Origin of the sequence: Marinifilum sp. D714 (assembly GCF_030851345.1) — a bacterium.
Lineage (GTDB): Bacteria > Bacteroidota > Bacteroidia > Bacteroidales > Marinifilaceae > Marinifilum.
Genome location: NZ_JALPNU010000007.1, coordinates 1 through 15,621 on the forward strand (window position 1 = coordinate 1; position 15,621 = coordinate 15,621).

The window sequence follows — 15,621 nt, forward strand, 5'->3', positions numbered from 1 at the left end:
ATCCTTTATTTGGAATTATTCTGTAAAGAAAATTAAACTCTCTTAATAATGTTTTGTTAATTTTATCAAACGAAAGAATAAAACACTTTTACGTTGGGTGTAATTTAATAGAGTGCTACTTATAGTCTGTAGACTGATAGTCATCAATTATATACTTTTGCTTCAAAATATTTCTAATGACTATAGAGGAAAAATTTGGAGCAGTATTAAAATCCGTACGAGTTTCAAGAGGAATATCCCAAGAAAAATTAGCTTTTAATGTAGACCTTCATAGAACATACATCGGTAGCGTTGAAAGAGGTGAACGTAATATTTCATTAAAAAACATCAATCTAATTTGCAGTGCTTTAGAAATATCTTTAAGTGATTTTTTTAAAGAAGTTGAAAATATAGATTAGTACTACATGAATTATTGCGGAAAAACAATTAACAGCAGGTCGAGATTTGAAGATGTACAAAAGAGAAAATGTCATAGAGAGCCTGGACATGAAGGGAAATGTGAGGAATTTCCATTTTTAAAACATTTGGCGAAGACAAATAAGAGAATAGCTGATAAGATAAAGAGAGATTCAACTATGACTACTGGTGCTGCATGGAAAAGTGAAGATGCTGGTCCTAATAGAATACTTAGATGGGTAATGCTATTGTCAGATGAAGAGCTTTTAAAGTATGGTTTAGATATGAATGCTCTTAAACCTCAAGTTATTGCGAAAATAAGAGAAAAGGCATCTGATTATGATTCCTGTATTCAAGTCGCCATCAAATTAACTTGGCTTGTTTATCAGATGAATGGAGCACCTGAATGTCCCGAAAATATAAAGGAATATTTGGAAGAACACTGTGGAGTTATGAATAATTCAACTGTATGTAGCATCTGCTTGGAAGAAATAGATTTCGATTTATTTCATAGTGCTCAACGAGGTAAAGCTAACTTAGAAACATGTCATTTGAATCCACGAATCCATGACCACGAAAACGTAGGTTTTGGTCATAGAGAATGTAATATTGCTCAAGGGAACAAAACCTTAGACGAGTTTTATGAATGGATTCGAGGGATTTTGCATCGCGCTGATAATAATTTATAGTTCGTATTCGTAGGACAGCTTATTTAGTTTGTGTAATAGTTTATTTCGTTCTTGCAGAGTTATTGCAAAATCATTAATTTGATTATTCCATTTCTCATTTTTGACAGGAATTGGCAAAAGCAGTTCATTTAATCTATTACCAATGCTTCCTAATGTGGATTGGATAAATATCAAACTTCGAATTTGTTCAATTATTTGCTTTTGATTCAGAATATATAATAATTCAAAAGATGAGAAGGTTTTTGCGTTAAGTACTTTAATAATTTTAACGTGGCTTTGAACAACACATTCAGTCATTCCATTTAAAATCATTGAAGTTTTACCTATTCTATACCTTCCATCAGCAACCATTAATATATCATTTTCCTTAATGTTTTGGAGTTTTGCATATTTTGTGTAAACATCTTGACTTACTGATTTTGTAGGGTCATAGTTGATTTCTAAGTTATTTAAATCAGATGTTCTAATAAATGGAATTACACCAGTTCCATATGCCTCTGAGCCAACTTCATTACCTTTCTTTATTTGTAATTCATCCTGTTGTATTAACTCTTTAATGCTAATAAATCCATTAACTGGAAAATCAAATTTATTTTCATCTCTCCAGTTATTTGAAGAAATACTATATCTAGGAACTAGGTAATATTTATCTTTTATATTAGCCTCTTTCCAAATACCATTTTCTATAGGGTAAGAATTCCCGATATCTATAAAATCATCTTTTATTTTATTACCATTGTTATCAACAAGTCGACCTCTTTTATCATGTCCACAGTGAATGGCAACAGAGACTTTAAAATCATTCTTAAAACTTTTTTCTTTTTGGAATACCAGAATGTTTGTCTTAACGTCAGTACTAGGTTGGAACAATGTTCTAGGACAATCAATCATCGCAAGGATTTTAACCTTATCACGCATATAATCCCAAATGAACCCAAGACTTTTATTCCCGAAAATTCCTTCGGGCAGTACTATTGCAGCTCTACCGCCATCTTTTAATAGTTTAATGCACAGTTCTAAAAATAAAATTTGCGGTGATTGTTCTTTTAGAATCTGTTTTGTTTTAGAATAGCAGTTCTTTTCTTTATTAAAAATCCAACTATATCCAAAATCAAACTTCTTTAATATGTCTTTGTCTTTAATTCCAATTTTTGCTCCAAATGGTGGATTTGTAACAATAACATCAATAGTACCTAAAAGGGATTTAATACTAGGGTTTTCAATATCTAGTGAATTTTCATTAAGAACTTTAAAATTGTCTCTAGTATAAATTTCAAGTATAGCATTTGCTGTACTTGATAAAAAATCATCTTTTTCTATACCTACTAGTCTTCCAGTGTACTTTTTATCCTGATTTAAGATTTGAGTAATACTTTCAATTAAGAAACCACCTGTTCCACAAGCTGGGTCACAGATAACATCTTGACTTTTGGGAGATAGGATTTTAATTAAAGATGTAACAACAGATTTTGGAGTAAAGAACTGTCCTTTATCTCCTCTCAAGTTGGGGCCAACAAGAGTTTGAAATGCATCACCGATAATATGTGCTGGTGCATCTTTTATATTTACTTGGCTTAGATTTTCTATTATATACTTTATGTGATTATCATCTAATTCAAACGGACTAAAAAAAACATCAATATTAGGATAGCTAGTTTTTAAATAGTCAAGTATCTTATCAGGTGATTTTTCTTTACCAACTGACTCTTGCACAGATAAACAGTATAGTAAAACTTTTGATATATCTTTTATTAAAATCTCAGCTCTACTGACGTTACTATTTGAATATAAATGATAGTAAATTGTCTTAAAGACCTGTAAATAATCATCTTTAGTATCAATCGGAAAAATAATATCTTTTTGTATATTGCTCATGTTAAATGAATTCTATAAGTATCGTTTCACAATATGGCAAAGGTATGAAAAAGAAAAACTACACCCAACAATTTGTATAAGTAATGCGGGGTATAGAGCGAAAATAAAACGTAAATACTTATATTTGAGCATGATTACGGTTTGAAAGTTTAGTGCAATTAATTCCCGCACTACTCATACAAGTAGCCGTTAGCACCCATAAATAACAAAAATGAAAACAGAAATTACGAGAGAAGACTTTTTACAATTTAACAAACATGTTCAGTCTACAATAAACCATAGAAAGCCTATTTTATTTGCCTTTTCATTTTTAATACTTTTTGTTATAGTAATGAATATAGGTAAACCATTCGATCTACTTTCTATTGTAACTGAAATATTTTTGATCATTGTTTTATGGGGGCTTATTTTTGTTGTTTTTAAGCAAATTGGTTTATCTAAAATTAAGAAAATGCCTTATGAAAAAGGGGGAATACTTGGTGAGAGAATATATTTGATAGAAGACAAAGGGTTTAGAGAAATATCTAATTCAAGCGAAACTTTTACCAATTGGAATGGATTTAAAGAAATTCAAGAGTCGAAAGATCACTATTATTTATTCGTTGTCAAAATAGCTGCTTATATAATACCTAAAAGAAGCTTCTCTAATGGAACTGAGGAAGAAGAGTTTATAAATACGATTAATAAAAAAATATTAAAATACAATACGGGTGATAAAAGCTAAATTTTATGGGCAGTGATGTGCAGTTTGAGAGTTTAGTTCAATTAAGAAACACCAGCAAGCCACTTTAATTGGTTTGCAAAAAAATATAAACAAAATTATGTGGCTTGCTTATTTAGCGGTTTGATAAGCCAACTGTTAACTATCTCCCTTTACATACATTAAAAAATAAAGAAGTGATACATAAATTAAGTTTAGAACTATCAAAAGAGCACCCATCCTATTTATGGGCGAAAAAACAATCGGATTCTGTCAATGCATTAGGACATATTGGAACACATATTGATTGTTATACAACTTCACCCAAAGAATCAGAATATGAATTAGAAGTGGAGTTGATTAAATGCTTTAACGGTATGCCAGAAATTAATGAAATAGAAAAGAGGAATATTCGGGGTAAAGCTTTAATTCTTTATACAGATGTCTTAAATAAATTTGGATATGGTACAAAAGAATATGGTGAAGCAAATTTTTTTTTATCAGAAAGTGTTCTTGATTATATATTGTCTTTAGAACCAAAATTTATTTTAATTGATTCTTGTGGTATTGGAAATCATGGCGATGAGCATATCCGGTTTGATAAGAAATGTGAGACAAATGGCTGTTTTGTTGTAGAAAACATTTTCATGAATCATACTATTGCTGAATTAATAACCAATATCAGAATCAAAATTGACATTAGTAATCCTTCTACGGGAAAACCGTGTCAAGTGTATGCTATGACAAAATAAGAGCGTATAACAGCGGGTGCTATGTAATGCATAAACGATACCTTGTAAACAATTTTGAATAAATACATCGGATAAAATAAGATATAGAATATACCTCTACTGATGTGTGATTTTATCTTGTTCCATTACTAAAAAAAAAAACTAAGCACTTTAGAGGGTTCGTGATTTGGCAAGGAGTTAATCCTAATATATTGGTATAGCCACATGTCACAGACTTGCGGTAGTGTAGTATAAAAAAGCATCAATCTTTTACAGGATTGATGCTTTTTATATTGAAGTGCTATTTTAATCCTATTCGCTTTCATGAATCGAAATGCGATTTCCTTTAGAATTTCCTGTAAACTCAGGAGCATACATACTTTGTATGCTGGCGTTTCCGTTCGAAAAATTTCCTTTGTTATTGGCTCTCAGCTCGTATTCAAATACATATCTGCCTTTTGGCAGTAGCTCAAAGAAGAAATGGCTTGCTACATCTTTGGTGCTTTGATAGTAGCCCAGTCCATCTTGCCATTTGTAGCCTGAAAGAACATCCAAAGGTTCCATTCCGGCAGCACGTAAATCTTTCAGGTGAATGAATTCCAGATCGTTCTTCGATTCTATCACCAATCGAACGCTAATTAAATCGCCAATTTTAATTGGAGTTTCCGCTGTTATTGGCTCAAGAACTTCACCGTCATCGGTAGATCTCTTGATGTACATGCTTTTTTGTACGATCAATTCTCCCTGATCAGAATCACTGATTTTATCCAGATCTTCGAAGTATTGCCAGTATACACCTCCAAATCCGGTAATTTTTCCCTGGTTGCTCACTTTTACTTTTGCCATGGATGAATCAATTTCTTCCTTCTTCCAGTTCAATTTGAAGTATCCTGTTCCAGCTTCTTTTTGAACCTTTTCCAGCTTATCACTGCTTAGGTTTTTATCCCCAATTGTGATTTGGGTATTGTCGCTCAAAGCCAGAGAATTGTTTCCATGCATCAACAAAGCATAAATGGCCTCGGTAGTCGCCTTTGTGCTAGGCCATTTGTTGGTTTGTTTCTTTTTAAGCAGCCATTGTTTTAAACGGGTCACTTTATTCATATCACCTTCTATTTCATTAAAAGTTTCAATCAATAAAGCCTGGCACTCAATGGCAGACTGGTACCAATACCAACCGCTCTTGTTGCTCTTCCAGTACATGCCATTTTCCTCCTTCAAAACAGATTGTTCTGTTAAAGCATCCGTAATTTGCTTGGCGGCATCTTCTTCTCCGTTTCTTTTCAAAATCAATGCAATTAAAGCCTTGTTGTACAAGGATTGGGTTAACCAATCTTCTTTGCATTTTTCGATATACAATTTTGTGATTTCTTGCAATTGATCTGATAAAGGATAGTTCGCTTTAAAGAAACTTCTGCAATACAAGTAATGCAAGTCGCTTGCAAATAGAGAAATATCCTTGTTGTCTTTGGCGTTTTCAGCCCATATCGTATACTGTTCTGTAAATTCTCTATCGAGATAAGCAATTGCTTTCTTTTCGATTTTTTTGCATTGATCGCGGTATTCATTGTTGATATTTAGCTTTTGCAAATGACCCAATCCAGCCAGTATGTGTTGGGTAATAAAACGGTTTTCATTTCCCCCGGCAAACCAAGGAAATCCTCCCGATGAAAGCTGCATTTCTCTTAGTTTGTTTAAAGATTGTAGTTGCTGTAATTTTAGTTTATCCTTTTCAAAAAGATTGGCCAATCTGGCTTTGTTTTTCTCATCATCCTGTGCATCTCTTAACCAAGGTGATTCCTCAATCAGAATGGATTTCAATTCCTTGTTTTTCTCCAGTGGAGATGTTAGCGATTGGTCTTTTTTCCAGGCTTGAATGACCTCCTTTATTTTAGGATTCTTTTTAAGAATATCCCTGGCCAATGCATTGGCATAGAATCTTGAGAAGCTTTGTTCTGCACATTCATGAGGGAATTCCATAAGGTAAGGCAATGATTTTAGAGCCAGCCATGCAGGATTGCTTGTATATTCCAGTATGTACTTGTGATTGCTCTGTGTTTTAGAATTGCCATCCTTTAACTTTTCGAACTGAATTTCCTTTGTAGCACCCGGTTGAACCCAAATCGATTTTGCTTCTGTTACCAATGTTCTGTTCGAAAGTACCGGAATTATTCCCATTTCACCATCGCTGTGCGATCCTGCTTTGGCTACAATTTTATATTGAAGGGCAGCAAGATCTTTAGGAACTTTAATGGTCCAGTTCAAACTTGTATTTCCTTTGGCATCCACTTCAAAAGGGAGCATTGGATTAAAATCCACTTGATTTTTATCGATAGGATTTCCAGTTGCGCCATCGAACAATTGCAAAGCAGCAGATCCTTGTAGCTTCTCTTTGGTAAGGTTACTGATTTTTGTACTTAGTGTAATGGTATCACCCTCTCTTAAAAAACGTGGGACGTTAGGAATTACATTGAGATTTTTCTGCGTAACAACGAACTTTTCAACATAGCCATTTTCAGAGGATTTGTTGTGTGCAAAAAGCATCAATCTCCATTTTGTAAGTGCTTCCGGACTATTGAATTTGAAAATAATTTCCCCCTTTTTATTGGTCCACAAGTGAGGATAGAAGAAAGCCGTTTCTTTTAAGTCGTTCCTGCTTTCCACCTGTGTCAACTCTTTCAAGCCTTTTTTCGTGCTGATAATTACCACACCATTACTGGCTCTTGATCCGTATAATGCGGTGGCTGATGCTCCTTTTAATACCGTAATGTCTGCCACATCCTTTGGAGAAAATTGTGCCCCGGTATTTGCATCTACTGGTACACCATCGATAATATACAGGGGAGAGTTAGAGCTTCCTGTACCACTATAACCTCGTATTTTAACAAAACATTCTTCATCCATTTCTTCATTCTCCTCAACTACTTCAATAATATCGACTCCTGATATTTGTCCATTCAACTGTAGCATAATGTCATTTCTTACATCACTGGCTTTTACGTAGGCATATGTTCCCGTAGTGGATGTTTCTCGGGCAATTCCCATAGCGGTAACCACTACTTCATTACATGCAACATCATCATTCTGTAAAGCCATATTGTAGGTGCCAGTTTTCGAAACGATCATTTCTTGTGTGTTCATTCCTATAAAGCTGAAGATTAATTCTCCACCTTTTGGAACACGGATGGAGTAGAATCCATCAATATCCGTACTCACGCCAGTTTTTGTACCTTTAATCATTACGCTAACACCAGGAATAGGCATACCCGTTTCATCGGTTACAATGCCATTCACATTTCCTTCTACATATTGTATTGTGTTTTGCTTGCGCTTCAGTTGCTTCAGATATATCTTGTTGGTATACTCGGTATCACCAAAATGGCATCCAAATCGTTTCAATTCATGATATTGTTTTAGGTATGGAACGGTATTGGTAAAACGGAATGAATTAAAATTCGAAAAATACTGTAAGCCAAAGAATCTGCTTTGAATGTATGCTGCCGAAGAGTACCTGTTTTTACGGAATCCAATATTTTTTTTCCATGAATGAGTTTTAAACTGATCCAGCGAAGTGTCGTACATGGAAGCCAGAACCTCGGCTTGTGCCTTCTTGTTGTTCGAATTGGTAATTTTAAAACTCCAGCTCTCTTCTTGTCCTGGCGTAAGCTTGTTTCTGAAGCTTAAGGTTTCAATATTCAGTTTGTTTTCCACTTCTTTAAAAACTGCAGAGAACTGTTTTTTTACAATACTGTTGTATTTTACAAAGTAGAGGTTAAAGTCCAGTTTGTTTGTGTAAGATTCTTTCACTGGAATTTTAACAATGCTGTAGCCATCTACAATGCTTACTAGTTTTTTGAATACATTCTCATTTTTGTAGTAAGCTTCTACATGAACATTTAGACGTTGGCAAGCCGTTTTTAGCTTTAATATTACGTACTTGTCTTTCTTGAAATCCAAATTCACCATTTCATAAGAAAACATTTGGTGATCGGCCAATTTGTTATTATCAGGATGATAAACTTCAAAGTTCTTGCTGGAAATCACCGTATCCTTCCCACTATCGGTAGCTGTTACTTCCAGCTGATAAATACCAGCTTCCCATTTCGATAGTTTCGGAAGAGCGAACTCTTTCGATTCTTTTGGTCCTGCTTTTTTAGTATAGACCGTATTTCCTTTTGGCCAGTTTTGTTCTACATCGGTGCTGTCGTACACTTCATGTGGAAAGTCTTTGATAAATTGTTCTTTGGGAATGGAATGAATTTCCACAATCTCCCAAGGTTTTTTTCTTACAACTCTTGCTGGTCCATTCAATTTCTTAATGCTAAGTTCTACATTGGCATCAATAAACTGATCGTTCAAATTTTTGGTTTCGATACTAATGGTTTGATCCTTATTCGAATTCAGTCGACCGCCCATTACAACATCTACTTTCAGGTTGTGATAAGCAACTTTAATGTTTTGGGAAGAACTTCTGGTTTCCCCGTTTTGATCTGTTACGTCAGCTTTTATGCTGTAAAGAAATATAGGTTTGTCCTCTTTTTTTGCCACTGAATCGGGAATGGCAACAAAATCAATGGAAAATTTGCCTTGTGCATTGGTTTTGCAAGTTCCAGTTTTAATAACTTGGGATGAGCTGCCATAAAATCCACGTCTCCAGTCATGCACTCTTTCTCTGCTGACGGTATAATTTACTTTTGAATTGCTAATGTTTGAACCTAGAAAAGCTTTGGCAAAACCTGTGGCACTAACACTGTCGCCAATCACATAATTGTTCTTTACAGCATCAAAAACTACTTCAAATTTTGGTCGCTTGTATTCTTCTACCGAAAAGTTGAGTTCTACGTAGTCAAAGTCGTCAATTTTGTCATAGAATGGATCTGGATCTTCAATATTAGTTCCTAAGTCTTCGTCCATTTCAATGGTGAATTGGCCGGTAAGCAAATTATCTGGCAATGTAAATTCACCACTTACACTTCCGTATTCATTGGTTTTTAAACGAAATTCCTTGAGTTCTTCATAATTGGCATCAGAAATGCATATCGATACATAGGTATTAGGAACTACTTGCGATTTCCCATCCTTCTTTTCGCTTAATATGCCTTTGAAATACATTGTCTGTCCGGGGCGGTAGATACTTCTGTCCAGGTACAAATAGCCTTTGGCCATATGTTCCTTGTCTTTGTTTCGATCTTTGTAAAATCTGTTGATGTAAGAATAATTGCTAATCGAGTCGGTACCATCTGTCGCAATAATTTGGTAATGGTGATTCTTGTTGTTCTTTTCAATTAAAAATTCACCATTGCTGTTGGTAAATCCATTGCGTTCGAAATTTTCAGACTCACTGCTAACAGATATTTTTACATTTTCCCTAGGTGTTCCTGTTTCCCTGTCCAGAATTTTTATTAGCTCATGTTTTTTCTGGTTAATACTAAGCATGGAAAGTTTGCTTATTGAAATCACTGCATGATTGTAAATCTCATCTATAGAGCTAATCTTTTTAGATCCTGAGGAAAGCAAAATGTAATTCCCAGAAGGCAGTGCAGGAAAATCTACTTCAGTGGTATATTCGTAATAGTCCTTTTTAGGCTGAAGCAAATAAAATTTTGATGCGATCGCTTTTGTTTTCTTCAGTACATTCAATAATAAACTATCCTTTTTGTATGATGATTTGTTCTTGTAAAAATCGAAGGGAACAGGATAGGCTGAAAGATACAAGCTATCAACGCTCTTGAACTCAACTTTGGCAAGAAAAGCTTTGTTAGGCATATTGTATTGCTCAGTTTGAAGGGATACAGAGGCTTGTTCAATTTTATTTTTCAAAATGGTACACAGCAAGCCTCCATCTGAATTTGGATATTGTTTCACAACCGAATTGCAAATATCTAATGCTTTTATGCGATAGTTTTTCAAGATGGGATCGTATTTGGCATTGTAAGCATTACTTTCCTTGAAATAGTAATCTGCAATTTTGTAATTGATCATGGATGAAGCTGAATGCTTTGCAAATCGATTGGAAAGTCTTTTTAGTTCTTTGATATACAGATCTTCTTTGTTTTCGATATTTCCTTGTTCCTTGGCAAAATTCAATCGCTCCAATACCACATCAACATAGGCTGTTGTGTCAGAAGACTCATGAAACAATTCAAGTTGTTGGTACAATAGTAAAGCATTTCGATTCGAGAATACACTATCTTTTGTGAGGAATGGTTCTTTGCTAAATTCTTCTGTAGATTTAAACACCACAGGATTGCTGATGTAAAACTTTTCCTTTGGCCTGGTAAAATACCATGTGTTTTTTTGATAATACTGAATGGCGAGATGCGCAAGAAAATCGTATAAAGTAGGTCTGAATTTGTGAGATGAGTGACTTTCTGTTAGGATATCACGATAATCATCAATGGAGATATTTTGAAGAATATCTGGGTTTTTCAGAGATCGTTTGTAGTATAAAACAATTTGTTCGCCAAGCGTATTTATGTCCCATTTTTCAAAGTCCACAGCGCTAACAGCTCCCTTAAGTTTAGTCCTTTTCCTAATTTTGTACCTGTTCTCATCCAGATATTGTTTAAGAAATTGTGCATAAATCGATTCAAGAAGGGCAGAGGTAGGAGCATCACTTTCTTTTAAGTGTGCTTCCAGGTTTTGAATGACCTTCTTTTGCGCATCTTCTTCTAGCAGCAAACTAAATTTCGATTGGTAAATGAAGCCTTTAACTATTTGATCGCTTCGCTTTGATTTTTTGGCTTGCTGAAGAATTTGATTCGCAACTCGGTTTGCACTATGGAATCTTCCTTCTAACTCAAATTGCTCAAGCTCGGTCCATAATTTATCCAATTCTTTTTGTGCATGGCAGATGTTAATACCTAGAATTAACAAAATTAAGATGGTTAACTTTTTCACGATTGCATGATTTTTAGTGTGATATGGATGAAGAGAATATCAATCTCATAAATTTTATGTATTCCATAAAAGTACAATTATGCATAATATTCTTATCGGTAGCATAATTTTATTTTAAGTTAGGATCTATATATAGAATAAGTCTAAACAAGTCTTAATTTAATTGAGTAGGAAATAAGGAGTTTAAATTTTGGTTATGTCCCATGTAAAAATTCAAGTGCTAATAGAAATAAAGGAGAATGGGAGAGCAAGTTGAATTGAACCTAAAATTCATGGATTGTACAGACTTGATATCTATATTCTCCAAAACAAAATCCTTGATAAGGCTAATTTTCTAACAACAGGCTATGTCTGCCTTTTTCCAAAAACTAAAAAAAATATGGCTTGCCATATCTTTGACACTTTATTAATGGGATAAAAAATAATGGTCATCTTGGAGTAGATAACCATCTTCTGTTTAATGTCAGCGAAAAGTGAACTTTTTTATTTGAATAAATTTAGTGTAAAGATTAGCTATTAAAAATACTGCAGGTTTGGTTAAATATGCTTTTATGAATAAACTCCTGGCATAGTTTATTGCGCACTAAAAACTTTTAATAACTTTCCATTACTCATGTCTGTAACTGATTTATTATTAAATTACAAATACGGATTGAAGTCATATCATAAAAAAATAAGGCTTCCCGATAAACAGGAAGCCCATTGAACACTTTCAAACAATAACGACTATTTAGTCGTCATAATCTTCACTATTATCGTCGAATAAATAATCAACATCAGAATATTTATCCGCATATTTTTCTCTTTTGCTTGCCAATAGCATCCCATCTTCGTCGAAATCAGAATCATCTTCTACAAGCTCTTGAGCTTTACGTACTGACATTCGAACCATATAGATTTTTTCATCAGTTTCAAATGGTAGTGCACTTACAAGTTCACCCTTTGCATTTGTAAATTCAATAAGGTAATCTACAAATCCATCGGGATAGAAGAACTTAATTTGTTCCTGAAGTTCTTTACTTAGTTTTTCATAGTTCTGAATAACTTTAGGTTTTAATAACTGAGTCATGATATTAAAGATTAAGAAGTATTACCAATCCAACAAATAAGCAAAAATTAAAGGAGCAACAATTGTTGCGTCTGATTCAATTATAAACTTAGGTGTATCTATCCCAAGCTTACCCCAGGTTATTTTTTCATTAGGCACAGCACCAGAGTATGAACCATAACTTGTTGTTGAATCTGAAATTTGACAGAAATAACTCCAAAATGGAGTATTAGTTCTTTCCATATCTTGATAAAGCATTGGTACCACACAAATCGGGAAATCTCCAGCAATTCCTCCACCAATTTGGAAGAAACCAATTCCTTTATCCTCAGCATTATCAGTGTACCAATCGGCTAACCATGCCATATATTCAATCCCCGATTTCATTGTTGATGCTTTTAGCTCACCCTTAATGACATAGGAAGCAAAAATGTTCCCCATGGTTGAATCTTCCCAACCAGGTACAACAATTGGTAAATTTTGTTTTGCTGCCTCTAGCATCCAACTATTTTGAGGGTCTATTTCATAATGTTCTTCCAATACACCAGACAGAAGTAGTTTATACATAAATTCGTGAGGAAAATATCTTTCTCCTTTTTCTTCTGCATCTTTCCAAATTTTAAATATATGCCCTTGTAATCTTCTGAAAGCTTCCTCCTCAGGAATACAGGTATCTGTCACTCGATTTAGACCTTTTTCGAGTAAGTCCCATTCCTGCTCTGGTGTTAAGTCGCGATAATGAGGAACTCTCTTATAATGAGAGTGTGCCACCAAGTTCATAATATCTTCTTCCAGATTAGCTCCTGTACAAGAAATAATTTGAACCTTGTTTTGTCGAATCATTTCAGCAAATGATCTTCCCAATTCTGCCGTACTCATTGCACCAGCCAAGGTAACCATCATTTTTTTACCTTCGGCAATATGTTTTTCATAGCCTTTAGCTGCATCAATTAAAGCAGCTGAGTTAAAATGACGATAGTGTTCAAGAATAAATTTTGATACTGGACCTTTATTTCTCATTTTTTTCGAATTTGTAACTTAATAGTTTGTAATACAGTTTGGCAGTAAGAAAATCTGGAGCTTTTTGTCCTTCTTGTGGTGCCAATTCCACAATATCAAAGCCCACAACATTTTTAGTGCGAAATACTTTTCGCAGGTATTTTAACAGGGTGTACCAATCCATTCCCCCAGGCTCAGGAGTTCCTGTTGATGGCATAATGGATGGATCAAGAACATCCAAATCAATGGTTAGATATACATTCTCCGTCATTTTTGAAATAGAATCTTCCATCCATTCTGTATGTCCATGAATATTATGAGCAAAGTAACACTTGTCTTTGTTCAGATATTTCATTTCACTAGAGTCCATACTTCTAATTCCAACTTGAATTAGATTGCATGATTGACTGGCTTCGTGCAATGCACATGCATGATTAAAAGGCGTCCCACCATACTCTTTTCTTAAATCAGCATGAGCATCTAATTGTAAAATACTTAGCTTATCATACTCTTCCTTAAAAGCACGAATTACACCAATGCTCACAGAGTGTTCCCCGCCAAAATAGGTGCAAAACTTATTCAATTTAAGGTTCTGCTTCGCAGCTTTAAACACTTCTTTCACCATTGCTTCAGGGGAAGAATTCTCTCTAATTTCAGGAAGAATGTGAATGCCTTTCTTGTATACTTCTGAATTGGTTTCTATGTCATACAATTCCATATTTTCAAGGGCTTCCAAAAATGCTGGGAATGCCCTATCTGCACCCTTTCCCCACGTACTTGTCCCATCATAGGGAATGGACTGTAAGAGTATTGCAGCATTTTCTAATGTGCAATACTTTTTTTCTATGCCAGCAAAAGTTTTCATTCCTGCTTGTAACCTAAAAGTTTAAACATTTCGTCTGCTGACTGTTCGTTTCTATATACATAGTCGAAAAAATTTCCTTTCTCGTCTCGATCAATAATTACATGTTTAGGCGATGGAATCAAACAATGTTTAATGCCTCCATATCCGCTTATTGAATCTTGGTATGCACCTGTATGGAAAAAACCTATATATAATGGTTCCTTTTCGTCCTCAGAATAGTCTGGTAACAGAACTTCTTGATTTAAATCTTCGGAATTATAATAATCCGAATGATCACAACTGATTCCCCCAATGTTAACACGTTTGTATTCATTATTCCATTTGTTAATTGGAAGCAGAATAAATTTTTCGTGTATCGACCAGGCATCAGGTATGGTATTCATTAAACTATTGTCTATGATATACCATGATTCAGTATCATTTTGTTGTTTTTGCTCTAATACTTTAAAAATGATAGCACCACTTTCTCCAACTGTATATTTTCCAAACTCTGTATATATATCCGGTTCTGGTATATTTTCATTGACACATGCATCTTTAATGTTTGTTACAATTTCATTGATCATGTACTCATAGTTGTATTCAAAGCCTAAGTGATTTTTAATTGGAAATCCACCTCCTAGGTTAAAAGAGTTCAATGATTCAGATTCTTTCTTTAGCTCAATATATACTTTAAGCGCTTTCTGAAATTCACCCCAATAATACAAACTGTCCTTAATGCCCGAATCAACAAAAAAATGAAGCATCTTCAGTTCAAATTTTGGATTGTTCTTAATTCTATTCTGAAAAAAATCCATGATTTCCATATCACGTATTCCTAATCGAGAGGTGTGATATGCAGATTGAGGTTCTTCATTTATTGCCATTCTGATACCAATCTGGATTTTCTCATTGGTAGTAATTTGCTCCAGACGATTAAGTTCGTGAACACTGTCAAATATGATGACAGTATTTTTGAATCCACATTTTTGAAGCTTGAGAATTTTCTTCAAATACTCATCAGTTTTGTACCCATTGTGTACTATAACTCTATCCAAATCGATCTTATCTTCTTTATATAAGTTAAGAATAAGATCAATGTCGAAAGATGAGGATGTTTCCAGGTTAACATTGTGCTTTAGCGCTTCTCCAATCACATGAGCAAAGTGATTACACTTGGTACAATAGCAATAATGATACGTTCCTTTGTATCCATTCTTTTTTATTGCGCGATTAAAAAGGTTTCGCGCTCTTTTGATTTGGTCTCCAATTTTTGGCAGGTAAAAAAATCTAAATGGAGTACCATGTTTTTCGATCAGATATTTCAAGGATATTCCTTGAAAAGTAAGAGATTCATCTCTTAAATCAAAACCTTCTTGTGGAAAGTAATAGCTCTGATCTATCAAATCAAAATAAGTGTTTTTCATTTATAAAACCATAAA

General features: G+C 34.1%; 10 protein-coding genes. 4 read left to right on the forward strand and 6 right to left on the reverse strand.

What is annotated here, in order from left to right; genetic code table 11:
• The first annotated feature begins 176 nt into the window (after window positions 1–176).
• Complete coding sequence (locus tag M0051_RS08690) at window positions 177–398, forward strand: helix-turn-helix domain-containing protein (RefSeq protein WP_306741143.1); 222 nt, start codon at window positions 177–179, stop codon at window positions 396–398.
• Between the two features lie 6 nt (window positions 399–404).
• A complete protein-coding gene (locus tag M0051_RS08695; protein ID WP_306741144.1) occupies window positions 405–1,085 on the forward strand; it encodes a hypothetical protein in 681 nt (226 codons plus the stop codon).
• Here the strand turns inward: M0051_RS08695 and M0051_RS08700 are convergent.
• Window positions 1,080–2,960 carry an N-6 DNA methylase gene (locus tag M0051_RS08700; protein WP_306741145.1) on the reverse strand — a complete coding sequence of 627 codons (1,881 nt, stop codon included), beginning with the start codon at window positions 2,958–2,960 and terminating at the stop codon, window positions 1,080–1,082. The genes M0051_RS08695 and M0051_RS08700 overlap by 6 nt on opposite strands.
• 211 nt (window positions 2,961–3,171) lie before the next feature.
• Between M0051_RS08700 and M0051_RS08705 the strand changes: the two genes are divergently transcribed.
• Both M0051_RS08705 and M0051_RS08710 read left to right on the forward strand, forming a co-directional pair.
• Complete coding sequence (locus M0051_RS08705; RefSeq protein WP_306741146.1) at window positions 3,172–3,684, forward strand: YcxB family protein; 513 nt, start codon at window positions 3,172–3,174, stop codon at window positions 3,682–3,684.
• A 173-nt stretch (window positions 3,685–3,857) separates the two neighbouring features.
• Window positions 3,858–4,412: a hypothetical protein gene (locus M0051_RS08710; RefSeq protein WP_306741147.1), complete on the forward strand. Its 555-nt coding sequence runs from the start codon at window positions 3,858–3,860 to the stop codon at window positions 4,410–4,412.
• Window positions 4,413–4,703: 291 nt separating this feature from the next.
• Here M0051_RS08710 and M0051_RS08715 read toward each other — a convergent pair whose 3' ends face one another.
• The 5 genes from M0051_RS08715 to M0051_RS08735 all read right to left on the reverse strand — a co-directional run bounded on the left by M0051_RS08715 (window position 4,704) and on the right by M0051_RS08735 (window position 15,606).
• The gene (locus tag M0051_RS08715) at window positions 4,704–11,288 is read right to left on the reverse strand and encodes a carboxypeptidase-like regulatory domain-containing protein (RefSeq protein ID WP_306741148.1); all 6,585 of its coding nucleotides are present in this window, start codon (window positions 11,286–11,288) and stop codon (window positions 4,704–4,706) included.
• Between the two features lie 730 nt (window positions 11,289–12,018).
• Window positions 12,019–12,357 carry a hypothetical protein gene (locus tag M0051_RS08720; protein ID WP_306741149.1) on the reverse strand — a complete coding sequence of 113 codons (339 nt, stop codon included), beginning with the start codon at window positions 12,355–12,357 and terminating at the stop codon, window positions 12,019–12,021.
• 21 nt (window positions 12,358–12,378) lie between these two features.
• On the reverse strand, window positions 12,379–13,356 hold the full coding sequence (locus M0051_RS08725) for a deoxyhypusine synthase family protein (RefSeq protein ID WP_306741150.1): 978 nt from the start codon (window positions 13,354–13,356) through the stop codon (window positions 12,379–12,381).
• The gene (gene speB, locus M0051_RS08730) at window positions 13,346–14,200 is read right to left on the reverse strand and encodes an agmatinase (RefSeq protein ID WP_306741151.1); all 855 of its coding nucleotides are present in this window, start codon (window positions 14,198–14,200) and stop codon (window positions 13,346–13,348) included. The genes M0051_RS08725 and speB overlap by 11 nt, the downstream gene beginning before the upstream one ends.
• Entirely contained in the window at window positions 14,197–15,606 is a 1,410-nt protein-coding gene (locus M0051_RS08735) for an arginine decarboxylase (protein ID WP_306741152.1), read from the reverse strand. The genes speB and M0051_RS08735 overlap by 4 nt, the downstream gene beginning before the upstream one ends.
• Window positions 15,607–15,621 lie beyond the last annotated feature (15 nt).

Coding starts and splice junctions, on each gene's coding strand:
- M0051_RS08690 (WP_306741143.1), top strand. CDS start 177: ATGACTATAGAGGAAAAATTTGGAGCAGTATTAAAATCCGTACGAGTT.
- M0051_RS08720 (WP_306741149.1), bottom strand. CDS start 12,357: ATGACTCAGTTATTAAAACCTAAAGTTATTCAGAACTATGAAAAACTA.
- M0051_RS08700 (WP_306741145.1), bottom strand. CDS start 2,960: ATGAGCAATATACAAAAAGATATTATTTTTCCGATTGATACTAAAGAT.
- M0051_RS08735 (WP_306741152.1), bottom strand. CDS start 15,606: ATGAAAAACACTTATTTTGATTTGATAGATCAGAGCTATTACTTTCCA.
- speB (WP_306741151.1), bottom strand. CDS start 14,200: ATGAAAACTTTTGCTGGCATAGAAAAAAAGTATTGCACATTAGAAAAT.
- M0051_RS08695 (WP_306741144.1), top strand. CDS start 405: ATGAATTATTGCGGAAAAACAATTAACAGCAGGTCGAGATTTGAAGAT.
- M0051_RS08705 (WP_306741146.1), top strand. CDS start 3,172: ATGAAAACAGAAATTACGAGAGAAGACTTTTTACAATTTAACAAACAT.
- M0051_RS08725 (WP_306741150.1), bottom strand. CDS start 13,356: ATGAGAAATAAAGGTCCAGTATCAAAATTTATTCTTGAACACTATCGT.